The sequence below is a fragment of the Halomonas elongata DSM 2581 genome (genome assembly GCF_000196875.2).
Taxonomy (GTDB): domain Bacteria; phylum Pseudomonadota; class Gammaproteobacteria; order Pseudomonadales; family Halomonadaceae; genus Halomonas; species Halomonas elongata.
Genome location: NC_014532.2, coordinates 2,657,821 through 2,683,745, shown reverse-complemented (window position 1 = coordinate 2,683,745; position 25,925 = coordinate 2,657,821). Strand labels below are relative to the sequence as shown.

Here is a 25,925-nt window from a genome sequence, read left to right as displayed (position 1 = left end):
CAACCAGCAAAAGGTCGTCTCTAGAGATTTCGTCCCTTTGATGGGCCTCGGCGCTCGCCCTGGGCACGCTCTCCGATCCCCAAACCACCGACGACCTGATGAGTCATTGACCATACTAGGCCAGCTTGGTGATCGATACACTGTTCTCGTTGGCTTTCAGGATGCTGATGCTCTGCTTTTCGGTACGTCGGTTACACTTCCCGTGCGAGGTTTTGCTATCAGAGTAAACGTGGTGGAAATCCCTCATTGACGGCGGACCGATTTTTGGTGATAAAGTTATATGGGATTTTATTTTCTCTTAATAAATAGCCTTGTGATGCTCTCTGCCTGAGTGGTTAGTAGCTCACCACATCTGGAAGTTGCATCGTTTAAGGTTATAGGGCCATCAGCAAGCGAAAAGGCAGATGTTACCCCTTCTTCATAAGCTTTTTCCCATCCGGCACCAAGGTGCCCGGCTATCACAACGGCAGGTACGCCAACTTGCTTTGCCTGACGAGCAATGCCAATCGGCGTTTTTCCTGAGAGACTTTGTATATCTAAGCGCCCCTCACCCGTGATGACCAAGTCTGCATTAGACAGCCTGTCCTCAAATCCTACATGTGACATTACCCGTTCAATACCCGGGCAGAGCTTGGCCTTCAGGAAAGCAACTGCAGAAAACCCCAAACCACCTGCTGCGCCAACACCGGCGATGTCTCGATAGTCATGGCCAAGGTTGTCACTGACGACGTCAGCAAAGTGACAAAAGGCTTTGTCTAGCCGCTCTACTTCCTCTGGGGTCGCTCCCTTTTGAGGGCCAAAGACGGCACTGGCGCCTTGCTTTCCAACCAGAGGGTTGTCTACATCTAGGATGGCTTCGATGATGACTTCATGTAGTCTGGTATCTAACTTATCCCAACCAATTTGCTTCAAATCTGATAAATTGATACCACCGGCTGACAATGAAGTTCCTTCATTATTCACCAGTTGTACACCTAGTGCCTGCAACATGCCGGCGCCAGCATCATTGGTTGCACTACCGCCAAGTAACAGTACAAGCCGTTTGGCACCATGATCGAGAGCGATTTTTATGAGTTCGCCAAATCCATAACTGGAACTGTATAATGCAGTTCGTTCTTCCGTTGAGAGTCTTTGTAGGCCACAAGCCTCCGCCAATTCGATGAAAGCTGTCTGGCTTTCTGGGTCCCATCCCCAACGTGCCTTGCAAGCCCTTCCTAATGCATCATTGACGATGGCTATACGTTGCTCGGCTAATGTTGCCGTTAATAAGGCATCGAGTGTTCCTTCACCTCCATCACCCATCGGACATTCATCTATTTCGGCTTGAGGCGCCGCACGCATTACTCCTTTAGCCAAAGCAGCGGCTGCTTCACTGGCCGAAAGAGAATCTTTGTAACTATCTGGTGCGAGCAGAATACGCACGGCTTATCTCCTTGTCAGAGGACTCTAGTTGTGGTCTGCATGATGCCGCGTACTTTTCCGTAACATGGGCGTGACAGGAAGGATGAGATGTTCAGGCTGCGTCTCCTCCTGGGCCACCTGTTTCATTAACAGTTCAGTGGCTTTTTGGATCATCAGGTCGACGGGTTGTCTGACAGTGGTAAGCGAGTGGCTGGGCCAGGCAGCCATGGGGACATCGTCGAAGCCGATAATCGAGACATCACGAGGTACCCGGAGGTTGAATTCGTGGCGCAGGACCTCCATCGCGGCGAGTGCCATCAAGTCATTAGCAGCGAAGAGGGCGTCTGGTGGCATGGGTGCGCTGAATAGGCGGCGAGTTGCCTCACAGGCGTCCTCATAGCGATAGTTACCAATCTCAATCGCTGAGCAGGCCTGCTCCATGCTGTGCAGGCCCTCAAGGAAGCCAGCCTCACGCTGCTGATGGGTTGAGGAATCCGGCAGGCCGCCCAAGTACGCAATACGTTGGTGGCCGAGAGACGCCAAGTGGCGACCGGCCCAGTAGCCTCCTTGAACGTTGTCGCTGCTTACCTGGCTTATACCGGCATAGTCCACCGTGCGGTTGATAATGACGACCGGAATACCGAAGTCGTCCACTAGTCCAGCCTGACGTTGAGTCATGGTGATGGCCAGCATCAGCACCCCCTCGACCTGGCTACGAATGATGTCATCGAGTACAGCGTCGAAACTGCCACCTGGTGGGGCGAAGAACATCAGTAGGTGGTACCCCTGTGCCTGGAAGAAGCGAGAGGCTTGTTCCAGCACGGAACTGTAGAAGGGATTCTCCAGACTATAAGTCACTACAGCGATGGTGCGGCTCGAGCGGGTGATAAGTGATCGGGCTATCGTGTTGGGGCGATAGCCCAGTTCACGGGAGGCATCCATTACCTTCTTTCGCGTCTTCTCCGAGACTTTCGCATTCGGAGAGAAGCTACGGCTAACGGCAGACTGTGAGACACCGGCCAGTTGGGCGACATCACGTGAGGTAACGGATTTTCTTTTCATCGATTCGCTAGTTGCCAGGATTATAGGGAGACTGGGTTTATGATGAGAAGGGCTCAACACGCTCCAGAGAGCGGTAGGTGTCGATCTTTTTCACATAAACACGACTGTTGTCTAGAGCCGATTGCACCTCCTCGTCGGTTAATTCCCTGACCACCTTGGCGGGGGCGCCGACGATCAGTGAGCGTGGTGGGAAGCGTTTACCGGAGGTGATCAGCGCGCCGGCACCGATGATACAGAAATCACCGATCTCGGCGCCGTTCAACAAGGTCGCATTCATGCCCACTAGCGTGCCGTCACCGATGTGGCAACCGTGCAGCATGGCCAAGTGACCAACGGTTACCTGACGGCCTAGAGTGACCGGGTAACTGGGGTCGGTGTGCACGACACAGCCATCCTGCAGGTTGCTGCCTTCTCCCACCGTGATCGGTTCATTGTCACCGCGAAGGACTGCCCCGGGCCAGACGGTGACCTTGGGGGCCAGATGGATGCGACCGATCAACGTGGCCTCATCCAGCACCATGGCAGTAGGGTCGATGTGGGGCGCGTGCCCCTCGAGTCGATAGACAGGCATGGATAGGTCTCCTTAGAAGCCGACCTGGTCGGCACCCTTGAGCTGCAGCATTTCGCGTGCCTCGTCGGGCGTCGCCACCTCGAAGGAGAGGCCTTCGAGAATCTCACGGACCTTGGCTACCTGGCTGGCATTACTCTCGGCTAGCTTACCCGGCGCAAGCCACAACGAGTCCTCGAGACCCACGCGGACATGGCCACCCATGGCTGCCGCTTGCGCGGCTATGCGCATCTGTCCGCTGCCGGCACCTAGCACGGACCACTCGTAGTCATCGCCGAACAGCCGGTTGGCGGTGCGGCGCATGTGCATTACGTCTTCTGGATGGGGACCGATGCCGCCTAGGATGCCAAACACGCTTTGCACGAAGATGCGCCCGCTGATGATGTCGCGTTCCATCAGGTGGCGCAGGCTGTAGAGATGGCCGATATCGTAGCACTCGCATTCGAAGCGGGTCCCGTTCTTGCCGCCGAGCGTCAACGCCGTCTCGATGTCGGCGAAGGTATTCTTGAACACCAGATCACGACTGTTCTCGAGATGGGCGCGTTCCCACTCATGCTGGAAGCTGTCGTAGCGATTGAGCATGGGAAACAGACCGAAGTTTATCGATCCCATGTTCATCGAGGCGAGCTCCGGCTTGAATTCCATGGCCGGGCGCATGCGTTCCTCCACCGTCATATGTGGGCTACCGCCGGTGGTGAGATTGATGACCGCATCAGTGGAGGCCTTGATACGCGGCAGGAAACGCTCGAAGACCGATGGATCCTGAGTGGGCTTGCCGGTATCGGGATCACGTGCGTGAAGATGCAGTATGGAGGCGCCCGCCTCGGCGGCGGCGATGCCTGCCTCGGCGATTTCCTCCGGGGTGACCGGCAGATGTGGTGACATGGAGGGGGTGTGGATGGCGCCGGTCACGGCGCAAGTGATGATGACCTTGCGTTGAGTAGCCATGGGAATATCTCTCCTGGTGGTAGGTGTCGGATCAGGAAATGGAGAAGCTGCGCTGATGTGCGATTAGTGCCATGAGCCGACGGTCGCGCCAGGCCTGTCGGTCGGCGAGGTCGGCTGTCGGAAGCTGCTCCCGACGTTCTTCGTCCAGTGCAGCCAGAGTCGCGGGAGCCCAGGGTTCGTCATCGCCGCGCTGGTGGTCGATATCGTGGTAGAGGGGAGCATAACGCTGGCCATAGTCGACTACGCCACCTGGTGCGTTGAGATCGATGGTCTCGAGAGGCCCCATGAAGGACCAGCGCAGGCCTAGCCCGTGCTTGACGGTCTTGTCGAGATCCTCGGCGGAGACATAGCCGTCGCGGAACAGGCGCAATGCCTCGTTGAGTAGGGCACCCTGCAGGCGATTGAGGATGAAGCCCTGAATCTCTTTTCGCACCAGAATTGGCGCCTGTTGGACCTGCTCCATGAGGTGCATGGTGCGGTCCACCACTGTCTTCCAGGTGAGTGGTGATGGGGCGACCTCGACCAGCGGGATCAGGTAGGGCGGGTTTACCGGATGTACGACCAGACAGCGCTCGGGATGGTGCAGGTGTTCGGTGAACTGCGAGGCGGCGATACCCGAGGTAGAGCTGGCCAGTACGGTGTCCTTGGCAGCCACTGTCTCCAGGTCGGTGTAGATGCGTCGCTTGGCTTCGACGTTCTCGGGGCCACACTCCTGGATGTAGGCTGTATCGGCCATGGCACGTGCCAGATCGTTCTCCGTCCTGATAAGTGCCAGAGGGGGTTCTGCGTCTTCAATCAGGCCGGCCAACTGAAGGTTGGTCAGGGATTGGCGGATGGCCTCTCGGGCAGTGTCCAGGGCATCGTCATCCACATCGTAGAGGGTAACGGGCATGCCGGCCCGGGCGAAGACGATGGCCCAAGCGCGGCCGATCAGGCCAGCACCGAGGATACCTATGCGAGTTGTCATAAGGAGGCTCCTGTGCCAGTCACAGGGATTCGACGTTGGCGCAAACACTCAGCGCCTGGCCCGAGATGTTGGCGCCGCCGGGGGCGGACAGAAAAAGCGCCATGGCCGCGATATCGGTGGGAGCCACCATGCGACGCATGGAGATCTTGGCGAGGTTCTCCTGCTCCATCTCGGCATAGCTGATCCCGCGCTTGGCGGCGCGATCCTCGATGACCTTCTCGATGCGTGGCCCTCTCACGATGCCGGGCAGGATGGCGTTGACCCTTACCCCCTCGGGGCCGAGCTCGCAGGCCAAGCTCTTGGTCAGGCCGACGATCGCCCACTTGCTGGCGGCATAGGGGGTGCGATAGGCAAAGCCCAGGCGGCCGGCCACCGAGGCCAGGTTGATCAGCAGCCCCTGGCTCTCGCGCAGCAGCGGTGTGGCGTGATGGGCAACCCGATACTGACCGTTGAGATTGATGTCTATGGTGCGGCTCCAGCTCTCGTTATCGATTTCATCGATGCTGGCAGTGGGCCCGGCAATGCCAGCGTTGTTGATCACCACGTCGAGCCCACCCAGGGCGGTGGCATCCTGGAAGAGCCGGTCGACGTCTGCTGCCTGGCTGACGTCAGCCTGGGTGTGGGTAATGCCCTCGGGAAGGGCAGCCAGAGCCTGGGTGTCGATATCGCAGACGTGTACACGGGCTCCTGCTTCCTGGAAGGCCTTGGCGATCGCCAGGCCAATGCCATTAGCGCCGGCGGTGATCAGTACTCGGAGTCCGTGGCGTGGTGCCAGGCTTTCTACAACGGTCATGAGCGTCTCTCCTTGCGGGGGTTACAGCGAAGGCAGCCAAGTAGACAGGAAGGGCAGCAGGCTGATGATCAGCAGATTGATGAGTACGATGGCCACAAAGGGCATCACGGCCCAGGTGAGGCGTGCGATGCCGATGTGGGTGATCTGGGAGGCCACGAAGAGGTTGAGGCCGACTGGCGGGGTGAACATACCCATGGCCAAGTTGACCACCATGATGATGCCGAAGTGGATCGGGTCGAAGCCGTAACTGACCGCAATAGGCAGCAAAATCGGCACGAAAATCAGGATCGCTGCAGCCGCCTCGATGAACATGCCGGCCACCAGCAGGAGGAGGTTGGCCAGGATGATGAACAGCAGCGGGCTGTCGATGGCCGAGATCACAAACTGGGAGATCATATCCGGCACTCGCAGGCTTTGTAGGATGCGGCCATAGAGTCCTGCTGCGCCGATGATACTGAGCACCACGGCGGTCGTAACCGCTGACTGCTTGAGAATATCGACCAGGCTGCTCAGCTTGATTTCTCGATAGATGACAAAGCCGATAAGGAAGGAGTAGGCCACGGCAATCACCGCAGCTTCGGTCGGGGTGAAAATGCCGCCGTAAATGCCGCCCAGAATAATGATCGGCATGAGTATCGCCAGAATGGCCTTGCGCCCGGCGCGCAGGACGTCCATTGGGGAGCTCTTCTCGTTTCCACCCAGACCGTTGGCCTTGGCGAAAAAGTAGGCGAAGACCAGCAGTGTCAGGGTGACCAGGACACCAGGCAAGATGCCGGCAATGAACATATCCCCCACGGATACGTTAGCGGCAATACCATAGAGGATGAGAGGGATGCTGGGCGGGATGATCACGCCAAGGGCCCCGGAAGCGGCCTGGTTGGCGGCCGCGTACCCCCCGGGGTAGCCTTTGGAGAGCATTGCCGGGATAAGAATCGAGCCGATCGCTGCGGTGGTGGCTGCCCCCGAGCCCGAGATAGCTGCGAAGAACAGCGAGGTGACGATAGCCACCATTGCCAGTCCCCCCGTCATGCTACCGACCAGGGTGTTGGAGAAGTCGACTAGGCGCTGGGAAATGCCGCCGCCCTGCATTAGAAATCCCGCGAGGATGAAGAAGGGGATCGCCATCAACGGGAACGAATTTACTGAGGCGATGAGTTGCTGAGCGACAATCAGCATCGGCATCAGGTCGCCATGCCATACGGTCACGGCGGAGGCCAGTCCGAGAGAGAAGGCAATGGGTACACCAATGATGAACAGCGAGATAAGTAACAGGAACAGGAGCAGTGCCATGGTCAGTTCGTCTCCTGTTTCGTGTGGGGAAGGGTGCCAAGAGCTTCATCGAGCAATAGCCCCAGACTGTTGACCATGATGACCACGCCGCCTGCGGGAACGGCCATGTAGGGCCACATCATGGAAATACGGGTACTGGGAGCTGTTTGACGGGAGACGCGATCCACTAGATCGAAGCCGTACTTGACCATGATGAAAGCGAACAAAAGTGAGCTCAGAATAATGACAATTCGCAGAAGGCTACTCAGCGTTTTATTGGCATACTCCAAGGCAATATCCACTGATATCAGCATGCCTTTGCGATAGGCGTAACCGGTCCCGAGGAATGTCAGCCAGAGCATTGAGAAGCGGGCTATCTCATCGGAGAAGAATAACGGGCTACCCACCACGAATCGGGCAAAAACCTGCCAGAAGATGAGCACGGTCATCAGTAGCAAGAGGGCGGCAAGCACCCAGCCGATCAGACGGTTGAACTGATCGATAGCCCTGTTGGCTAGCAATAGATAAGTCTTCATGGCTGCCTCATGCGTTGGTAGAGAACCCGCAGGAGGTCGTGCCACCTGCGGGCGTCGTAGGCTCAGTACTCGTAGTTGATGGCAGCGTCGACCAAGTCCTTACCGACGGTGGGGGCCCACTCGTCGATGACGGGCTTGACCGCTTCGCGGAAGGGGGCGAGGTCTGGGTGTGTCACTGTCATGCCCAGTTTCTCGAGTTCATCGAGGTAGCGCTGCTCCAGCTCTTGGCTGGCTTTACGCTGCACCGGCAGGGCGATTTGAGCTGCTTCCATGATGATCGCTTGATCTTCTTCGCTGAATGAGTTGAAGAGATCCAGGCCCATCATCAGTGGTGCCGGGGAGTAGACGTGCTGGGTCATGTTCAGGTAGTCCTGAACTTCATAGAAGTTCACGTCATAGATGGTGGCCAAGGGGTTCTCCTGGCTATCCATCACGCCCTGCTGGAGGGCGGTGTAGACTTCAGTCCATGCCATGGGGGTTGCATTGGCTCCCAGCGCTTCCCAAGTATCCACCTGGACGCGGCTCTCCTGTGTACGGTGGTTGATTCCCTCCAGGTCACTTGGCGTTTCGATAGGGCGTACCGAGTTGGTTTCGTGCCGAAAACCATTCTCCATCCACGCCAGGAATTTGACGTTCATTTGCTCTTCGGCCAATTGGGCGAGCCCGTCGCCATATTCGCTATCCAGGAAAGCATAGGCATGCTCATGGTTTTCGAAGATATAGGGCAGGTCGAAGAGCAAGAATTGGTCGACGAAGCCGCCCATGGGGCCGGTGGAGGCGATGCCAGCATCAATGGTGCCGAAGCCCATGCCCTCGATGACCTCACGCTCGGCACCCAGAGCGTTGTCGTAGTGGGGCTCGATAGCCAGACGACCGTCAGATAGGCGCTCGAGCTCTTCGCCGAATTTGAGCACCCCGACACCTTGCTGCGATTCGGGGCCGAGCGGGAGGCTCACATCGATAACACGCTCTGGTTCCGCAAGGATGCTCGTTGATGTTGCCAAGGCGATGGCACCAGTGAGAGCTGCTAAGTGGAAGTTCCTGATCGATGACGGCATTGCTGACTCCTGATGTAGGCCCAGCTTTAGGGCTGTTCGATTTGTAATTGGGTTAGGCGTATGAGCATTACGTTTCATGAACACCTACTATTTCTAGTGAAGTATGAATACGTATGCAATTATGCGGCTGGATGTTGCTTGTGATATTCAGAGTAACTATCTGATAATTAACTGAATAGACTTTAGTATTATGGAGTGATTACGTATGCAGAAGTGTGCCTCATGGAGCTTGGGATGCTGGTCAATGCCCCTCCTGTACTATCCAGCAGTGCTGTTGTTCTTGTTGTTCCATGGAGGTGGCCAGGCGGATATTGGCCACTGGCGTTCCGGGTTGAGCATTCCCGGATACGGACCAAAAGGCTGCTCCCTTACTGGCTAGTAGCAGTGTCACAAGCCATGTAGGTAGAGGTCGGGTCGATGAAGAGCTTCTTGCCTTCTCGAACGATTTGCGCAAGAGAAGTGCATGTGCAATGAAGGAAGTGGAGGTCTTGCTCAGGGCCGGTGAGGGTTCGAACGACCCTCACCGGCCTCTGTCATGCACTTTATGAACCTATACCAGAACTGTCCGCTGCCGGCCTTCCACTCGATGCTTCAGGGGCTCGTCTATGGCGATTTCCAGTTCTCCACCTTGGGTGCGGGCAGATCGTCCCCAGTCTTCCAGCAACTCCATGCAGGCGTGGTCAATGTAGCTGAGTCGATCCATGCAGACCCGCAGGTGAGTGCCCGGCTCGATGTCGGCAAGGGCCTTGGCCAGTTGGGGCACACGCAGGAAGGTAGCTGCACCATGCAAATGTAACCTGGCCTGTCCGGGCCCGGTAGTCGCCAGCGTTATGTGCAGCCTCGAGGCACTCCAGAGCAGTTTCAGCAGGGTCAGTACAAAGCCTGTCAGTACTCCAGTGAGCAGGTCGGTGAGCACGATACTCAGCGCAGTAATGATGTAGATCAGAGGCGGGATGCGTCCGTATTGGGCGAGGTTGCGTATCGCTTTTGGGTCGACCAGCTTGAAGCCGGTATAGACCAGTACGCCGCCGAGGCTGGCAATCGGAATGTTCTGCAGGATCTCTGGGAACAGGCTGACCAGTGCCAATAGCCAGAGGCCGTGAAGAATCGTGGAGGTGCGTCCGCGTGCGCCGGCCTGGACATTGGCAGAGCTGCGCACGATGACACCGGTCATCGGTAAGGCACCCAAGGCGCCACAGAGCATGTTACCGACCCCTTGTGCCGAGAGTTCGCGATTGAACTGCGAGCGTGGGCCCGTGTGCATCCGATCCACGGCGGCTGCCGACAGCAAAGTCTCGGCGCTGGCGATGAAGGCGATGGCCAGGGCGGCGATCAGTAGTTGCGGGTCGGCCAGCGAGCTCAGGGAATGCGGGGTGGTCCAGTCGATGGCATGGCTCAGGTTGGTGGGCAGTTCGACGCGCTTGATCGGTAATGCCAGCCACATGCTGGCCAGTGTGGCCAGGGTTACGCCGATCAGGGCGCCAGGCAGGAAATTCAGCGCTTTGGGGTGATGGTGATCCCATAGCCACATGCAGACGATGGTGCCAATACCTGTCACGCCGGCCGCTGATGCACTACCTCCGTTGGCCTGGCTGAAGGCGTCCATTAGCGCGCCAGGGAAGGCGAGCAGATTATCCAGTCCGGAGGCCAGAGGCGAGGAATCGATCATGACATGGAGCTGTGACAGTACGATGAGGATACCGATGCCGGCCAGCATGCCGGACACGACGGCCGGAGCCGTGACACGGAACCAGCCCCCCAGCCGTAGCATGCCCGCCAGCAACTGGATGAGGCCAGCCAGCAACAGCACCGGCCCGAGAGCGGCCATGCCGTGGGTGCGGACCAACTCGAACACGAGCACTGCCAGACCAGCAGCCGGGCCGCTCACCTGCAGTGGCGACCCTGACAGGAAACCGACGATGAGACCGCCGATGATGCCGGTAATCAGGCCCTTGGCAGGTGGCATGCCTGATGCAATGGCGATCCCCATGCAGAGAGGCAGGGCGACAAGAAAGACCACCACGGATGCCAGGGCATCGCGTGACAATAGGCGGGATACAGTCATAAGGCTCTCTCCAGCCAAGGTAAATCAGTGGTAGTGGATGCCCGGGGCTACGTGGCTGGTGCAGTGACAGTGGGGCTGCACCAAGCTGCGGGAAACGAGCAGCATTTTTGGAAGATTCTGCTCGATCCACTCCAGCGTCATGCGCGAATCGGCACTGGCAATGAATAAGGAGTGAGATTGCTGGGTAGTGGCCTGACGTTTGAATAACGCCTGTTGCGGCGGATCAACGTCCCGGCGAGAGCACTGGAAGTCTGCTATGGGGAGCATCAGTGTTGCATCGGGGCCTTGAGGCCGATGAATGAGCTTCCTTTCAGGTTCCTGCATGGTGATGCTTCCTTGCTGATGGGACGGACGAAATGGCCATGGCAGGCATGGGGCTGAGACAAGCTCCATTGATACGCCACTGACCTGGTGTTTGAAGAGATGGATGCAGTCGGCCTTTCGATCGTCAGCAATTGAAGTGGGAACTGCACTGATCTGGATCGAACATCCGGGCGTCAGAGGTGTTTTCATGACGTCGATTCCTTGGGTGATCGGTCCTTGATGGCGCGCACTTGTATCAACTATCTATCGTCAGCGATCGAAAAATAGTGTGGGAGGAGGCTTCTGTCGGTAAGCTGACATCAGCGTTCATGTTCCATTAATGTTAGAAACGAAATGTGATGTTGTTGGGTAAGATGCTGAATTATTTGAGGATATGGATGAGGTCGTGGATTTGTAACAATGCTTGTGAAAATGTGTGGCCTTTTTTATTTCTGTTGGATGTCTTGTCTGGTTATATCCGAGTCACCGATATGTCTGTTGATTGCCTTGAAACAGAAAAGGCCACCGAGTGGTGGCCTTGAGGACAAAATGGAAAGGGCCAGCTATTGCGGGCTTCTTGGGGTCACTTAACCGAGTAACCACCGTCGACAACTAAATTGTGTCCGGTGACATAGCTTGAGGCATCACTGGCCAAGAAGATGGCAGGATTGGCAAATTCCTCGACACGCCCTCGGCGCTCCAATGGGGTAGCGGTTCGAATATCCTCTTCCAGGTCGCCGTCACCTGCAGCGACGTTGATCCCATCTTCGGGAACATGTTCAGTAAAGCCCGGATTGAGCGTATTGACTCTGATGCCGTCTTTCCCCCATTTAACCGCAAGGTTGCGAGCCATCATATCGACTCCCCCTTTGGCGGTAGCCACTCCAATCAAGTCGGTATAGCCGACAGTGCTGGAATTGGCGGAGACCATGCTGTAGGCGATGTCCTGTGATGATCGAGCGTGGGGCTTTCCCGGATGGGGCTTTCTCGGCCTCATTCGTTTTCTTCCCTGTTTGCTGCCGTTCTGTTCGGATGGCTCCGAGCCGGGGGCGCTTTGCTTTGATAATTTCCTGAACTATCGGCAGCGCGAGGCGGTATTATAGGTTGTGCTGCTTTTCTGTTCCCTCTCATGGCTCATTTCGCAGGCATTCAAATGATAAAAGGTATCGTTATCTGCTTTGCGTTTCTGGTGGTACAGCTTCTGGTGCTGGGTCAAATCGATAACCGACTGAATTCAGCATCCCGGGATGTTCGACAAGCCTCTTCCGTGACGCACGTTACCCAGCGTGAAGGGAGGGAAGAGGAGGGCGAAGAGACAATGTCCTGATCTCGGGGCGACCACGGTTTCCCGTATCTCCGACTGTCATGGAAAACGAAAGGGATCGCCTCTGTGGGCGGCCCCTTGGTTTGGTTGCCCAGTTGCGTTGCCAGTCTCTGTGGGGCAAGCACGCGATGCCTCCTGCCTTCTCCGGCGCCACCATGGCTCCGGGCCATCGCCTCGTGGCCGAACGCCATGCGGCCCTGCCTGTTGTCGCTATCGGCAATGCCCATTCCAGGGCTCTACACCCGGCACGAATTCGATTAAAATATAGTAGCTTGCTATTAATTTGTACGCTTTGGTATGTGATGTCATCTCGCTGTCGAAAACCGTCTGTCTGGGTGGTTTTCGGGGTCGCTGACGATGCTCCGGCAGGACCCGTTGCTGAGCTATCACCACATAAAGACCGTCGACGAAAAGGATACAGTGCCTATGGCGTCTCAGCCCGATAACATGTCGCGACGCGCTTTCCTGCGCGGTTCCGCGACTCTCATCCCGACTGTCGGCTTGGCCGGCGGCGTCAGTCTCACCGTCCAGGCAGACGAGCCCGCTCCCAATCTCAGCGAATATCAGCCCGTGTTCTTCGGCGAAGACGAGTGGTCCTTTCTGCTCGCCGCCTGTGACCGCCTGATCCCTGGCGAACACGCTGGTTCGGGCCCCGGAGCTCTGGATACCAATGTGCCGATCTTTCTCGATCGGCAGATGGATTCTCCCTATGGCCATGCCGAGCGCTGGTACATGGAAGGTCCCTTCGATCTCGATGGCTCGCCCGATCTGGGCTTTCAGTATTCCTATTCGCCGCGTGAGGTCTATCAGAAAGGCATCGCGATGACGCAGCAGTACTGCCGGCAGGAGCATGGAAAGCGTTTCGAGCAGCTCGACGGTGATACGCAGGACGCCGTTCTGAAAGGGCTGGAAGCCAATGATATCGATTTCGCGAGCTTGGGCGAACGTCAGATGCAGGCATCGGACTTTTTCTCGCACCTTCTGGAGAACACCAAGGAGGGTTACCTCTCCGATCCTATCCATGGCGGCAATAAACACATGGCGGCGTGGAAGATGGTCGGCTTCCCCGGTGCTCGTGCCAGCTACCGTGACTGGGTCGACCAGCACGACGTCGAGTATCCGCTGGGCCCCGTCAGCCTCAACGGTGAGCGCGGCTGAACGAGGGATGCATAACAGCATGCCATCGCTCGTCTCCCGGGTAGAAAAAGGACTTCCATCGTGACTACAAGATATCTGATTCCGCTGTTGGCGGGAGGCACACTGCTGTCCGCCATGCCTGCATTCGCCGACAACGATGACATCGTCAAACGGGGCGCTTACCTGGCGCGTGCCGGCGATTGCGTCGCTTGCCACTCCTCGCCGCAGGGCAAGCCATTTGCCGGAGGTCTGAGAATCGAAAGCCCCTTCGGTACCATTTATTCGACCAATATCACCCCGGACAAGGAAAACGGCATCGGTAGCTATACCGAGGAACAGTTCGCCGCTGCCCTGCGTGAAGGCAAGCGTGCTGATGGCGCAAACCTGTATCCGGCGATGCCGTATCCCTCCTATGCGAACCTGACCGATGAGGATGTTCACGCGCTCTACGCCTACTTCATGCAGGGTGTAGAGCCCGTGGCTTCCCAGCCACCGAAGACATCGCTCGGTTTTCCGTTCAACCAGCGTTGGGGAATTTCTGCCTGGAACTGGCTGTTCGCCGATGCGGAGCCCTTCACACCGCAGGCCAGTCATGACGAGCTGACCGAGCGCGGTCGCTATCTGGTCGAGGGGCTCGGCCACTGTGGCAGTTGCCATACGCCGCGCGGTATTGCTCAGCAGGAAAAGGCGTTGGGTGGCGACAGCGAGGCGTATCTTGCCGGTGCCAATCTCAATGGCTGGTGGGCGCCCTCGCTGCGCGCTGGCGACGGCGGCGACGGTCAAGGCATCGAGAGCTGGGATACCCAGGCGATCGTCGATTACCTCGAGACCGGTCGCAACGTTCACGCCACCGTGGGTGGCGAGATGACCTCTGTCATTGCCCACAGCACCTCGTACCTGAGCGAACGGGACCTGATGGGCATTGCCCAGTATCTCAAGTCACTGCCGGCCAACCCGGCCAGCGACGATGCCGCTTCGACCGAAGTGCGTGAACAGGCCACCGACGAGACCGCCGCTCACCTCACTGCAGCCAAGAATCTGAGCGAGGGCGAGCGTCTTTATGTAGACAATTGTGCGGCATGCCACTTCAACGCCGGCGAGGGCGCCGACCGCGTCTTCCCGCAGCTCGATGGCAACTCGCTGACCAATGCCGAGAATCCCGCTGGTTTGATTCACACCATCTTGGCTGGCGCCCGGCCACCGGCGACGTCGAAGATTCCTGCCCAACTGCCGATGCCTGGTTTCAGTTGGCGTCTGTCGGACGAGGAAATCGCCTCGTTGGCTACCTTCGTGCGCGGCGCCTGGAGTAACGACGCCGGTCCGGTGACAGCCGAGCAGGTTGACGAGGTGCGCGACGCACTCGGGGACACCCCGCTGAGCCGGGCTCCGGATCCGAACGGCTCGCTCAACCATGAAGATGGCGACCAGTAACGAAGGGCGGGTCGCCCGGAGAGGCGGCCATGCTGGCGTGTCGCTGTACACGCCGAATGAATTGAGGAGTTAACGCATGGCTAAGCAACAACCACGTGTCGATGCCGTCATTGTCGGCCTGGGCTGGACCGGTTCCATCATGGGCATGGAGCTGACCGATGCGGGGCTCAATGTGTTGGCGCTGGAACGCGGTGCCGATCGCAGCAACGCCGATTTTGCCTATCCCAAGGCGGCAGACGAACTGCAGTACGGTATCCGTCACACCATGATGCAGAAGCCGAAGCAATCGGCGGTCACCATTCGTCGCAATCTCGACGAGCGGGCGCTTCCGCAGCGCAAGCTGGGAGCCTTTCTGCCTGGTGACGGCGTGGGCGGTGCCGGCGCGCACTGGACCGGCGTACTGATTCGCCCAACGCCGACCGACCTGCAACTGAAAAGCTTCGCCGACCAGGCCTTCGAGCCCGGCGTGCTGCAGGACGACATGCAGATTCAGGACTTCGGTGTGACCTGGGACGAACTGGAGCCGCACTTCACTTTCTTCGAGAAAGTCTGTGGCCAGTCCGGTACCACCGGCAACTTGCGCGGCGAGATCCAGGAGGGCGGTGACCCGTTCGAAGGGCCGCGCAGCGAGCCCTATCCGCTACCGGCGTTGCAGGACACCCAGAATACCGAGATGTTCGACAAGGCCGCGCGCCAGTTGGGGTATCACCCATTCCCCAATCCCTCGGCCAACGTCTCGCGTGCCTGGACCAATCCCTATGGCATGCAACTGGGCCCATGCAACTATTGCGGCTTCTGTTCCCGCTACGGTTGCGTGAACTACTCCAAGGCCTCGCCGCAGACATGCATCTTGAATGCGCTCAAGCAGCGCAGCAATTTTGCCTATCGCACCCATGCCAATGTGACTCGTGTCGAGCTGGCCGCGGACGGCAAGACCGCGACCGGCGTGACTTATATCGACGAGAATGGCGAGGAAGTTTTCCAGCCAGCGGATATGGTTGTTCTGGCTTCCTACGCGCTGAACAACGTGCGTCTGATGCTCAATTCCGGCATCGGCCAGATGTATGATCCCGTGTCGCGCACCGGTACGGTAGGGCGCAATTACTCCTACCAGATCGGCGGGGGTATCCACATGTACTTCGATGATATCGAGTTCAACCCCTTCGCCACTGCGGGTGCTACCGGCAGGATGTTCAATGACTTCTCGCCGGGCAATTTCGACAGTGCGTCGCACGGTTTCATCGGCGGTGCCAAGATGCACTCCTCGCAGGCCAGCGGTACGCCGATCAATACGCCGTTACCCAAGGACACGCCGAGCTGGGGGCAAGGCTACAAGGATGCGCTGCAGAAGTATTATGGGCATCACATGAAGCTGTCGATGACCGGCAGCGTGATGTCCTATCGCACCAACATGCTCGATCTCGACCCGACCTGGAAGGATCCTTATGGCATGCCGCTGCTGCGCATGACCTTCGACTGGAAGGAAAACGAGCTGAAGTTGTCGCGCTTCATGCGTGATCGGTTGCGCGAGATTGCTGATGTGCTCAAACCGAACCACATGGAGGAAAGCTTCCGGTTGAGCGGCGATCACTTCAAGGTGACCAGCTATGTTTCGACGCACAATGTCGGTGGCGCCGTCATGGGAACCGATCCGAGTAATTCCGCGCTCAACCGTTATCTGCAGAGCTGGGACGTGCACAACGTTTTCGTGCCCGGTGGCAATGCTTTCCCGCAGAACTTCCAGGCCAATCCGACCGATCTGATCGCTGCGTTGACCTACTGGTCGGCCAAGAAGATCAAGGAGGATTACCTGAAGAACCCGGGGCCGCTGATGTCGCGCGCTTGATCGTGCGACTTGGAAGCTTTTACGAGGCCGTGGGATGAAGGCTAGCTCGACCCGGGGAGGGGAGTACTCCTCCCCGGGCCCTCGAGGCGAGGCGTCAGCGGCCAGGTCTTGCCGTCGGGCTCACGGCTCGTCGAACGATGCCTGGAACGCCTCGGCGTCCACCTGGACGAAGACTTCATGTGCCTTGATGTGGGTCTGGAAGTAGTCGTGCTGTCCATAGCGTGGCCACTGGCGAGGTGAAATCCCGCTCAGTCGGCGTTTCACGGCGCGTTTCAGGCGGCGTTCCAACCCCGGCTTGTCCCTGAGGTCGTGCATGCTGTCCATGGCCACGGCCTTCTCGCGTTGGGTTTCCAGGTCGAGTGGCTGGCTGTAGAGAGGGGCGGGCCCCAAACGAGACTGGGCATACTGCACCGGCCAGACGCCAGCGGCGGCATGGGCCGGGCCGCGAGGGAAGCCCCGTTGGCTCTTCAGGTGGTTGACGTACAGCAGCACGCGTTGCGGGCGGTGGCGGGTGTTTTGCATGGCCATGGCCAGCGCCTGGGAGGCCGCCCGGTGGTCGGGGTGGGAGTCGATCTCGGGATGTGGCGTTACCACGGTGCTGGGGCGGATCTCGTCGAGCAGCCGCTCGAGATCGGCCAGCAGGTCGACCCCGCGATTGGCAGCGCCGTTCGCTTGTTCGTCGGAGGCCAGCGGGTGCAGGTTCCATTCCCGGAAATCGGCGGGAGTGAGCGTCTCGTCGCCGAACGATGGCTGGTGCTCGGTCGGTGCCTTCAACAGGGCGCCGAGGGTGTCATTGAAGTAACCGAGCATGTACAGCCGTTGCTGCGCCAGGCCGGCCAGCATGGGCGTGGTGGCACTGTTCCAGGCGCGGATCCAGCCTTTGCGGCGGCTGGCGCTTTGCAGGTCAGGGTCGAGGAAGGGCAGGTATTGCCGATCGAGACGCTTGTGCCGCTCGCCGGCCGTCAGGGTCAGGATCCAGGCGCGTTCGGCATGCTGGCGATAGAGGCCATAGGCCGCGAGTTCGGCGTCGTCCGGGTGAGGCGCAATGATCACCAGGGGGCCGTCATCCAGCGGGGGACGAGGAAAGCCGAGCAGGCGTGCCCGGGAGGACAGACGGCAGTTCTGGAGATCGAGAGTGACGTTCGCCAGATCCTCGATGCCGTTGAGATTGAGCAGACGCTTGCCGGATTGTCGCGTCTCAAGGTATTGGGTGAAACGTGGCTGACCGCCTTCTTTCACCGTGATGCCGGGGAGCCGCCAGTACCCGCGAGCCGTGTAGTGGACCTCCAGCATCCATGTCCAGCCCTGCGCAGTCAGCCCGGTGGAATCCGTTCGCAGTTGCCCCTGGTCGTCGATGCTGGCTTCCATGTCGCGTTCAGGGGCCAGCGGCAGGTAGTGATCATGAACTCGGGGCATCGGCTGACTCGCTTCGGTTGTCGATGAGGTCGAGAAATTCGCCCACGATTCGGGGCTCGGCGAAGCGTTCCACCCAGGCGGGCCGAATCGTGATGGGCGATGCTACCGCCTTGAGCATGCCCTCGGCCAACGCGGCGGCGGTGGGCTCGGTTATGAAATCCCGTTGTTCGTCGATCAGCACTTCCGCGATGCCTCCCGGTGCCTGGGCGGCCACGCAGGGGGTGCCGAGAGCCAGGGCCTCGATCAGGACGATGCCCAGCCCCTCGAAGCGAGAGCTGAGCACGAAGGCGTCAGCGCGCGCCACCCAGGGGTAGGGATTGGCCTGTTGCCCGAGGAAGTGGACGACTTCCCCGAGGCCCAACTGCCGGGTCAGGGCTTCCAGCCTGGGGCGCTCCGAGCCATCGCCGATGATCACCAGCCGATGCGTCATTCCCTGGTGGCGTGCCTTGGCGAAGGCCTCGAGCAGGAGAGACTGCTGCTTCACGGGGACCAGGCGTGCCACATGCACCAGGAAAGGTTCCGGGATGACTGGAGACGGTGTCTCCTGTGCCTTGCGGCGCAACTCGTCGATGGGCACGGCGTTGTAGATGACCCGGGTGGCGTCGAGCGTCACTCCTTGTTCGGCCAGATAGGCATGCAGGCTCTCGCGTACGCCTTCCGATACGCAGACCACGCGCTTGTCCTGAAAGAGACGGCGCGTCAGCCAGCGGCCCAGGGCATTCCGGGAGAAGCGTCCGGTTACCGCTTCCACGACCCGCCAGGCGCGGGGGTCGCGCACCCGCCACAGCATCTCGAAGGCGCCCTGGCCACGCAGCAGGATGAGATCCAGAGCGCCGTATTGACGCTCGGTGTCGGCGACGAAGGCATCGAAGGCTCGACTGCAGCGCCATCCCTGCCAGACGAATCCCGAGCGGGGCAGGAGCGGGGCGAGTACCAGGCGGCTGAGCAGATGCCAGGCCATGCCTGTGATGCTGCCGCGCTGTTCCCTGTCGAGATCTCGGCAGTGGACGATCACATCGGGGTGAGGATGGTGGGTCGGCTGTCCTTTCAGGACCAGCAGGTGGACCTCATGCCCTGACGCTGCCATGGCATTGGCCAAGGTCAGAGTGGCTTGTTCGATACCGCCGGTACCGAGACGGCGCAGGGTAATCAGGATTCGCATGGAGGGAGAAAACCGGGATTGCAATGGACTAACCACCTGGCGAATGGAACCTTCGAACGGTCGTCGCCGACGCCGGGAGGCACCCGGGGCATATACTACCCGTTTTGTCTCTCGCTCGGTATGCCACCCGACGACGAGGCCTGTGATGCTGCCCTGTGACGGTCCCCCTTGAAGCTTGTTCGGGGCGACTGTCGTGCCTATGTACTCGACCTGCTCGCTTCGGTAAGGTACGCGCCTCCGAACACGTAAGGTAAAATATTGTGAAACCGCAACACATCTGGGAGCCTCCCATCGGGTGGTCATGCTCGCGGGGGATCTGGGCGCTGGGTGTCATCGCTCTGATGCTCTATGCGGGTGGGCGGATACTCTGGCCGGATGTGGGGTCGTCTGCGGAAACGACCATGGCGCTGCTCGGGCTGGTGATGGTGCTGGTCCAGGGGCAGGGCATCCGCAGCAGTGCGGCGCTCTGGCTGCTGCTCGCCGCGGTGATGGTGCAGGTGTTGTCCTGGACGCTGGGCTATTTCCATCATCCTCAGTGGGTGGCGGATAATCCAGAAGTCGATCGTCTCGCCAAGTTGTTCATCTTCATTGCCGTGGCGTGGTGGCTGGGAGGCAGCACCCGCAATACCTTGCTGGTCTGGGGGCTGGCGGTCATCGCCTTGCTGCTGTCCAGTGTCGTCCAGGGAGATGGGCTCCAGGAGTGGCTCCGTGGCCTCGAAGGCCACCGTGTCGGGTTTGGTGTCCGCAATTACCAGCATGGCGCCATGCTGTTCGGGGTGGCACTGCTGGGATTGGCAGTATTCGCGCCTCGTATCGTGGCGCCCGGTCGCTGGCGTGCCGCACGGATCAGTGGCTGGTGCCTAATGTTCCTGCTGACGGTCATCGCGGTCTTGATCGGTCAGACGCGAGCGGTGTGGCTGGCGCTGGCGTTGGCCTTGCCATTCATGCTCGTCGTCTGGTTGTTGAACACGCGCTTGCTGGGAGATGGGCGTCGTCCCAACCGTCGATGCCTGCTGGTGGGCGGCGGCATGGCGCTACTCGTCGTGCTGGGCGCCGGCAGCTTGCTCAAGGGCCCGATCGTCGAGCGGGTGGGCAAGGAATCCCAGGTCATCAACATGCTGCTCGAAGGCGATGTCGAGGAGATGCCTTATACCAGCATCGGCATTCGTATCCATACCTGGCAGGCCGCGCTCGAATGGATACAGGAACGCCCGCTCGTCGGCTGGGGAGGCACGGGGCGCAGTCTGGTCATCGAGCATACCCCCTGGCTGCCGGAGTCGGTCAAGGAGGTGTTTGGCCACCTGCACAACTACTTCCTCGAGATATGGGTGGCCTACGGCTTGATTGGCTTGGCCTTGATCGCGGCGCTGGCCTCATGGGTCGGCATGGCGACATGGCGGGCCTGGCGTGGCGGCGTACTCCCGGGCGACATGGCGTTGTTCGGCGCCGGCTTTTTCCTTTATTGGATAGTGGTCAACCAGTTCGAGTCATACAATTCCTTCTGGACGGGCGTCTACGTGCATAACCTGGTGGTGGGGGGGCTGGTTACCCATTACTGGCGTTGGCAGCGAGACGCCAGGGCGGGGGATCACCTCGCTGAACGTTCTGGAAGATAAATGTTCTTGAGAGTATCAACGATGAACTTTTCCCGAATCCTGCTTCTCAACGCCCTTGGCGTATTGCTCATCACCAGCTGGTGGGTGCCGTATTTCACATTCTGGTCGACGCTCGATGATGCCGTGTTCTGGTGGTTCAACCAGACCATCGGCGACGACCACCTCCGCTGGACCGAGATTCTGGCGGCGCTCAACAGCCGCCGTTATGATATTTTCACCATTCTCTGCATGCTGGGCATCATGGGCTGGGCCAGCTATCGCGATCGTCAAGGCGGGTGGCGGCGCTGGTTCGGGATCGGCGTCACCATGTTGATCACCGCCGGGCTGATCAGTGAGATGGTTCGTCATGTCATCACCTATGGCCACCCCAGCCCGACCGTGACGTTCGACGAGGTCAACCTGACCTCTTCCTTCGTGGAATTTGTCACGAAAGATCAGGCGGGGAATAGCTTCCCGGGGGATCACGGCATCATGTCCATGATCTTCGCAGGATTCATGCTGACCTTTGGCGACCGTTTGACGCGCCTGGCCAGTATCGCCTTGACCCTTCTCGCCATCGTGCCACGCATCATGGTGGGCGCACATTGGCTCAGCGACGTGCTCGTCGGGTCGTTGTCGATCTGTCTGCTGCTGCTGCCCTGGGTGCTGTGCACGCCCCTGGCATCGCGCATGTCGGCATCCGTGACGGCAGGGCTCAAGCGTCTGGAGAGCAGTTTGCCCCTGAACAAGAGCAACCGTTCATAGCGATTCCCGCACACGGGCCGGCCTCGCCCCGACATGCCGGCCCCGTAGTGTCCCGGGGTATTGAAAGCGTACCCGGGCGCTACATTCCCACCAGTACGATCACGACACCATAAGTCGCCACGCCGGCCGCGACGGGCCAGCCCAGCGAGCGCTTGCGATACCAGACGAGCAGGGTGATGGCGACACCGACGGCCGTGGCGAGCCAGGCCGTGGCGTCAGGGTGGCGCGGTACCAGCGAGACGCCGAGCAGGGCGGCGATCATCAATGGGCCCAGGATGCCGAGCCATTGGGGCATGGCGTCCACCTTGTCGTCTTCCCCGAGACGCCGCAGGCGGCGTCGCATCCAGAGCAGAGGCAGTACGCGTATCAGGTAGGTGCCGAGGGCGGAGGCCAGTACGGCCAGCCAGAGGGCGCTACTCATGAGAGCCTCCTGCTTGTCGTGAATCGAACTTCACCAGGTAGAAGCAGAGCGCCCCGCACAGGGCGGCCAGTGGAATGCCCAGGTTGGTGAAGCCGGCCAGGGTGCAGATCATGGCCGTGACGATGGTCAGGCACAGGGCCAGCGCCCAGCGCCGCGAGGTGAAGCGGGGCATGACCAGCACGAGGAACAGGGCCGGTAGCGCGAATGGCATGACCTCGCCCAGCAGTGGCCATTGCGACATCAACCAGTCCCCGGCGACGGCGCCGAGTAGCGTGCCGGCGATCCAGCTCGCCCAGGCCAGCAAGGCGGCGCCGGTGTACCAGCCGAGGCGCTGATGTTCCGGTAACTGCGGCAGGCGGCTGTGGGCCAGGGCGAAGACCTGATCGGTGAGGCCGTGCATCAGCCAGGGCCAGTGCCGGCTCGCGGTGAGCCAGGGAGCCAGGTTCGGGGCATAGACCACGTGGCGCGCGTTGATCAGCAGGGTCATGGCGACGACGAGCCATAGTGGCGCGCCGGCGGCGGCCATACCGATGAACAGGAACTGAGAGGCGCCGGCATAGACCAGCACCGAGATGAGCGTGGCCTCCCAGGCGGTGAAGCCGGCCTGGATGGCGATCAGCCCGAAGGAGATGGCGACCGGGATGTAGCCACCCAGCAGGGGAATCGCTTCGCGCATGCCGGTCAGCCAGGGTGTGGCGCGCAGCGGATGGGTGCGTGTGGTCATGGTACGGCCTCGGTGTCGGTGTACACGATGGTCATGAGCAAGGTCGCCCAGGTGTCATGCGTGCGGTAGAGGTGGGGCTGGTCGGCCTCGAAACTCAGGGTGTCGCCTGCCGAGAGCGCTCGAGCCTCGTTCTCGGGGCCGGCCTCGAGCCGGCCGCTGACGACGGTGAGCGATTCCCGGGCGCCCGGCGAGTGTGCCTCGGCGTGGCGGGTGATGTGCGGTGCGCAGCGCATCCAGTAGGCGTCGACGCGGGGCGCGTCCTGGCCCTGATCGAGCAGGCGCACTTCCACGCCGTCTTCGCCCAGCGGCACCTTGATCGGCGCGACCAGGGTGCCGAAGGGAACATTCAGCTGTACCGCCAGGCGCCAGATCGTATCCAGCGTGGGGTTGCCGTCGCCCTGTTCGAGGCGTGAAAGGTTCGACTTGGCGATGCCGGCGGCGGTGGCCAGTTGCGATAACGACCAGCCCCGGGCACGCCGCAGTGTCTGCAGGTGCTGGCCCAGGGTGCTGAGCGAGAGCTTGTCCATGTCGCTCATGGCGTCTTCCCATTTCGTTCGTTATATGGAACGTTCTATATAACGAACAGTCACCTGTCAAATGACGTGGCACGGGAAGGCGCCGCTTTCTTCTGCGCCAGGAGTTCGCATAATGGAGAACGCAACTGCGGTCCGGGCCGGTGCTGTCCCGGGCCAGCCTTGTCTCTCAACGTGATGGAGCCACCATGAGCTATATGCCCTCGGAGCATCGCTATGAGCGCATGTCGTACCATCGCTGCGGACGCAGCGGCCTGAAACTACCGGCCATATCACTGGGCCTGTGGCAGAACTTCGGCGAGAACGCCAATCCCGACAACGCCCGGGCGATCTGTCGCACGGCCTTCGACCGTGGCATCACCCACTTCGACCTGGCCAACAACTATGGGCCGCCGCCGGGCAGTGCCGAGGAGCTGTTCGGTCGCATCCTCAAGCAGGACTTCGCCGGTTATCGCGATGAGCTGGTGATCTCGACCAAGGCGGGTTACCGGATGCAACCGGGGCCCTATGGCGAGTGGGGCAGCCGCAAGTATCTGCTCTCCAGCCTCGATCGAAGCCTCGAGCGGCTGGGCATCGATTACGTCGACATCTTCTATTCGCACCGTTTCGACCCGGAGACCCCACTCGAGGAGACCATGATGGCCCTCGACCAGGCGGTGCGTCAGGGCAAGGCGCTGTATGCAGGCATCTCCTCCTACAACGCCCAACGCACTCGTGAGGCCATCGAGATCCTGAAGTCGCTGGGCACGCCCTGCCTGATCCACCAGCCCAGCTATTCGATGCTCAATCGCTGGATCGAGGACGACGGCCTGCTGCACACCCTGGAGGAGTTCGGTACCGGCTCGATCGTCTTCTCTCCGCTGGCTCAGGGGCTGCTGACCGACAAGTACCTGACAGGAGTACCCGACGACAGTCGTGCTTCGCGCGGCGCGACCCTCAAGGACTCGCACCTGTCCCCGGAAAACCTGGAACACGTGAGGGCTCTCAACGAGATCGCCCGGCAACGCGGCCAGAGCCTGGCGCAGATGGCCATTGCCTGGGTGTTGCGCGGCGGCCGGGTAACCTCGGCGCTGATCGGTGCCAGCCGTCCGGAGCAGGTCGTCGACTGCCTGGGCGCCCTGGAGCGGCGGGACTTCACCGAAGAGGAGTTGCGCGAGATCGATCGTCACGCGGTGGAAGGCGGCATCAATCTGTGGGCCGCCTCGTCGGAGCGCTGATGAGCGAAAGGTGGGTATGACGCCATGGCCCGGGCAGTGTGCACGTACGGGCCATGGCGGCGACGATCTGTTCAGTCGTCGTCGAGGTCGGCACCTTTGGCGCGGCAGGCTGCCGCGGTGAAGAGTACATCGGTGGAGGAATTGAGCGCCGTCTCGGTGGAGTCCTGCACCACGCTGATCACGAAGCCGATCGCCACCACCTGCATGGCCACGTCGGTGGAGATGCCGAACAGGCTCGCGGCCATGGGAATCAGCAGCAGCGAGCCGCCGGCCACCCCTGAGACGCCGCAGGCCGCCAGGGCGGAGACGATGCACAGCAGCAGCGCGGTCGGGAAGTCGACGCCGATGCCCAGGGTATGAGCGGCGGAGAGCGTGATCACCGTGATGGTGATGGCAGCGCCGCACATGTTGATGGTCGCGCCCAGCGGGATCGAGATGGAATAGGTGTCGGCGTGCAGCTTGAGGCGACGGCAAAGCTCAAGGTTGATCGGGATGTTGGCCGCCGAACTGCGCGTGAAGAAGGCCGTGATGGCGCTGCCGCGCAGGCAGGCGAAGACCAGCGGATAGGGATTGCGGCCCGTCTTCCAGAAGACGATCAACGGGTTGGTGACCAGGGCGACGAACAGCATGCAGCCGATGATCACCATCAGCAGGTGGGCATAGTCGAGCAGGGCGTCCATGCCGGCTTCGGCCAGGGTGCCGGCGACCAGCCCGAAGATGCCCAGCGGGGCGAAGCGAATCACGACCTTGACGATTCGCGACACGGCGTCGGAGAGATCGCCCATCAGGGTCCGAGTGGTGTCGCTGGCGTGGCGCAGCATGATGCCGAGTCCGACCGCCCAGGCCAGGATGGCGATGAAGTTGGCTTCCATCAGTGCGCTGACCGGGTTGGCGACCGCGTTCATCAGCAGGTTCCGGAGAATCTCCACGATGCCTCCCGGCGGATTGCCGCTGACTTCGGGAGCATCCAGGATCAGCGTCGTGGGGAAGGCGAAGCTCGCTGCCACGGCGACCAGGGCGGCCACCAGGGTGCCGATCAGATAGAGCACCAGCACCGAGCGAATGTGGGTGGGTTGGCCCTGCCGATGGCCGGCGATGGCGGCCGCCACCAGGATGAACACCAGGATCGGCGCGACCGCCTTCAGCGCGGAGATGAACAACTGGCCGAGCAGCGAGACCGACTGGGCCAGTTCCGGCGACAGGGAGGCGAGCAGGACGCCGCAGACGATGCCGATGGCGATCTGAGGGATCAGGCCCAGCCGCCGGATGGGGCGGAACAGGGCGTTGACAGTTGCGATCATGAAAGGTCTCTCGGGAGTTTCGAGCTGGGATGGATGAACGGGAATCACGACGGCGGACGCCCCGGCTTGCCGACACGGGAGTG

The 25,925-nt window shown here is 60.3% G+C and carries 24 protein-coding genes; 6 read left to right on the top strand and 18 right to left on the bottom strand.

Annotated elements, in window-relative coordinates; all coding sequences use genetic code 11:
• Nucleotides 1–288: 288 nt before the first annotated feature.
• The 12 genes from HELO_RS12570 to HELO_RS12515 all read right to left on the bottom strand — a co-directional run bounded on the left by HELO_RS12570 (nucleotide 289) and on the right by HELO_RS12515 (nucleotide 11,901).
• Nucleotides 289–1,422, bottom strand: a complete 1,134-nt coding sequence (locus HELO_RS12570; RefSeq protein WP_109637480.1) for a glycerate kinase — start codon at nucleotides 1,420–1,422, stop codon at nucleotides 289–291.
• A gap of 24 nt (nucleotides 1,423–1,446) precedes the next feature.
• Entirely contained in the window at nucleotides 1,447–2,463 is a 1,017-nt protein-coding gene (locus HELO_RS12565; protein ID WP_013333045.1) for a LacI family DNA-binding transcriptional regulator, read from the bottom strand.
• Between the two features lie 37 nt (nucleotides 2,464–2,500).
• Nucleotides 2,501–3,034 (bottom strand): gamma carbonic anhydrase family protein, encoded by a 534-nt coding sequence (locus tag HELO_RS12560; RefSeq protein WP_013333044.1) that lies wholly within the window; start codon nucleotides 3,032–3,034, stop codon nucleotides 2,501–2,503.
• Between the two features lie 12 nt (nucleotides 3,035–3,046).
• Nucleotides 3,047–3,979 (bottom strand): BKACE family enzyme, encoded by a 933-nt coding sequence (locus HELO_RS12555; protein WP_013333043.1) that lies wholly within the window; start codon nucleotides 3,977–3,979, stop codon nucleotides 3,047–3,049.
• 31 nt (nucleotides 3,980–4,010) lie between these two features.
• Nucleotides 4,011–4,946: a 3-hydroxyacyl-CoA dehydrogenase gene (locus tag HELO_RS12550; protein ID WP_013333042.1), complete on the bottom strand. Its 936-nt coding sequence runs from the start codon at nucleotides 4,944–4,946 to the stop codon at nucleotides 4,011–4,013.
• A 19-nt stretch (nucleotides 4,947–4,965) separates the two neighbouring features.
• Entirely contained in the window at nucleotides 4,966–5,739 is a 774-nt protein-coding gene (locus HELO_RS12545) for an SDR family oxidoreductase (protein WP_013333041.1), read from the bottom strand.
• Between the two features lie 21 nt (nucleotides 5,740–5,760).
• The gene (locus tag HELO_RS12540; protein WP_013333040.1) at nucleotides 5,761–7,029 is read right to left on the bottom strand and encodes a TRAP transporter large permease; all 1,269 of its coding nucleotides are present in this window, start codon (nucleotides 7,027–7,029) and stop codon (nucleotides 5,761–5,763) included.
• A gap of 2 nt (nucleotides 7,030–7,031) precedes the next feature.
• Complete coding sequence (locus tag HELO_RS12535; RefSeq protein WP_013333039.1) at nucleotides 7,032–7,544, bottom strand: TRAP transporter small permease; 513 nt, start codon at nucleotides 7,542–7,544, stop codon at nucleotides 7,032–7,034.
• A gap of 62 nt (nucleotides 7,545–7,606) precedes the next feature.
• Nucleotides 7,607–8,602 carry a TRAP transporter substrate-binding protein gene (locus HELO_RS12530; RefSeq protein ID WP_013333038.1) on the bottom strand — a complete coding sequence of 332 codons (996 nt, stop codon included), beginning with the start codon at nucleotides 8,600–8,602 and terminating at the stop codon, nucleotides 7,607–7,609.
• Nucleotides 8,603–9,152: 550 nt separating this feature from the next.
• On the bottom strand, nucleotides 9,153–10,667 hold the full coding sequence (locus tag HELO_RS12525; protein WP_013333037.1) for a SulP family inorganic anion transporter: 1,515 nt from the start codon (nucleotides 10,665–10,667) through the stop codon (nucleotides 9,153–9,155).
• Between the two features lie 24 nt (nucleotides 10,668–10,691).
• Complete coding sequence (locus HELO_RS19190) at nucleotides 10,692–11,180, bottom strand: hypothetical protein (protein WP_157953420.1); 489 nt, start codon at nucleotides 11,178–11,180, stop codon at nucleotides 10,692–10,694.
• A gap of 373 nt (nucleotides 11,181–11,553) precedes the next feature.
• A complete protein-coding gene (locus HELO_RS12515) occupies nucleotides 11,554–11,901 on the bottom strand; it encodes an SDR family NAD(P)-dependent oxidoreductase (RefSeq protein ID WP_065241335.1) in 348 nt (115 codons plus the stop codon).
• An 819-nt stretch (nucleotides 11,902–12,720) separates the two neighbouring features.
• Between HELO_RS12515 and HELO_RS12510 the strand changes: the two genes are divergently transcribed.
• From HELO_RS12510 to HELO_RS12500, 3 genes are all read left to right on the top strand, one after another.
• Nucleotides 12,721–13,452, top strand: a complete 732-nt coding sequence (locus HELO_RS12510) for a gluconate 2-dehydrogenase subunit 3 family protein (RefSeq protein ID WP_041602124.1) — start codon at nucleotides 12,721–12,723, stop codon at nucleotides 13,450–13,452.
• Nucleotides 13,453–13,512: 60 nt separating this feature from the next.
• Nucleotides 13,513–14,862, top strand: coding sequence for a cytochrome c (locus HELO_RS12505; RefSeq protein WP_013333034.1), 1,350 nt, complete (start codon nucleotides 13,513–13,515; stop codon nucleotides 14,860–14,862).
• A gap of 76 nt (nucleotides 14,863–14,938) precedes the next feature.
• Nucleotides 14,939–16,708: a GMC family oxidoreductase gene (locus HELO_RS12500; RefSeq protein ID WP_013333033.1), complete on the top strand. Its 1,770-nt coding sequence runs from the start codon at nucleotides 14,939–14,941 to the stop codon at nucleotides 16,706–16,708.
• Between the two features lie 120 nt (nucleotides 16,709–16,828).
• Here HELO_RS12500 and HELO_RS12495 read toward each other — a convergent pair whose 3' ends face one another.
• The gene (locus tag HELO_RS12495; RefSeq protein WP_013333032.1) at nucleotides 16,829–18,124 is read right to left on the bottom strand and encodes a PIG-L deacetylase family protein; all 1,296 of its coding nucleotides are present in this window, start codon (nucleotides 18,122–18,124) and stop codon (nucleotides 16,829–16,831) included.
• The gene (locus HELO_RS12490) at nucleotides 18,108–19,286 is read right to left on the bottom strand and encodes a glycosyltransferase (RefSeq protein ID WP_041602123.1); all 1,179 of its coding nucleotides are present in this window, start codon (nucleotides 19,284–19,286) and stop codon (nucleotides 18,108–18,110) included. The genes HELO_RS12495 and HELO_RS12490 overlap by 17 nt, the downstream gene beginning before the upstream one ends.
• 401 nt (nucleotides 19,287–19,687) lie before the next feature.
• On the opposite strand from HELO_RS12490, the gene HELO_RS12485 reads away from it, so the two are divergent.
• Both HELO_RS12485 and HELO_RS12480 read left to right on the top strand, forming a co-directional pair.
• Nucleotides 19,688–20,902 carry an O-antigen ligase family protein gene (locus HELO_RS12485; RefSeq protein WP_232519595.1) on the top strand — a complete coding sequence of 405 codons (1,215 nt, stop codon included), beginning with the start codon at nucleotides 19,688–19,690 and terminating at the stop codon, nucleotides 20,900–20,902.
• A gap of 21 nt (nucleotides 20,903–20,923) precedes the next feature.
• A complete protein-coding gene (locus tag HELO_RS12480) occupies nucleotides 20,924–21,646 on the top strand; it encodes a phosphatase PAP2 family protein (protein WP_041602122.1) in 723 nt (240 codons plus the stop codon).
• A gap of 79 nt (nucleotides 21,647–21,725) precedes the next feature.
• On the opposite strand, the gene HELO_RS12475 is transcribed toward HELO_RS12480, so the two are convergent.
• From HELO_RS12475 to HELO_RS12465, 3 genes are read right to left on the bottom strand one after another with little or no spacing between them, the layout of a single operon-like run.
• Nucleotides 21,726–22,067, bottom strand: a complete 342-nt coding sequence (locus HELO_RS12475) for an AzlD domain-containing protein (protein WP_013333028.1) — start codon at nucleotides 22,065–22,067, stop codon at nucleotides 21,726–21,728.
• Nucleotides 22,060–22,791 carry an AzlC family ABC transporter permease gene (locus tag HELO_RS12470; RefSeq protein WP_013333027.1) on the bottom strand — a complete coding sequence of 244 codons (732 nt, stop codon included), beginning with the start codon at nucleotides 22,789–22,791 and terminating at the stop codon, nucleotides 22,060–22,062. Before HELO_RS12470 ends, HELO_RS12475 begins: the two co-directional genes overlap by 8 nt.
• Entirely contained in the window at nucleotides 22,788–23,318 is a 531-nt protein-coding gene (locus HELO_RS12465) for a helix-turn-helix domain-containing protein (protein ID WP_041602596.1), read from the bottom strand. The genes HELO_RS12470 and HELO_RS12465 overlap by 4 nt, the downstream gene beginning before the upstream one ends.
• Before the next feature lie 194 nt (nucleotides 23,319–23,512).
• On the opposite strand from HELO_RS12465, the gene mgrA reads away from it, so the two are divergent.
• The gene (mgrA, locus tag HELO_RS12460; RefSeq protein ID WP_013333025.1) at nucleotides 23,513–24,541 is read left to right on the top strand and encodes an L-glyceraldehyde 3-phosphate reductase; all 1,029 of its coding nucleotides are present in this window, start codon (nucleotides 23,513–23,515) and stop codon (nucleotides 24,539–24,541) included.
• 71 nt (nucleotides 24,542–24,612) lie between these two features.
• Here the strand turns inward: mgrA and sstT are convergent, their stop codons facing one another.
• Nucleotides 24,613–25,842: a serine/threonine transporter SstT gene (gene sstT / locus HELO_RS12455; protein ID WP_041602121.1), complete on the bottom strand. Its 1,230-nt coding sequence runs from the start codon at nucleotides 25,840–25,842 to the stop codon at nucleotides 24,613–24,615.
• Between the last annotated feature and the right edge of the window lie 83 nt (nucleotides 25,843–25,925).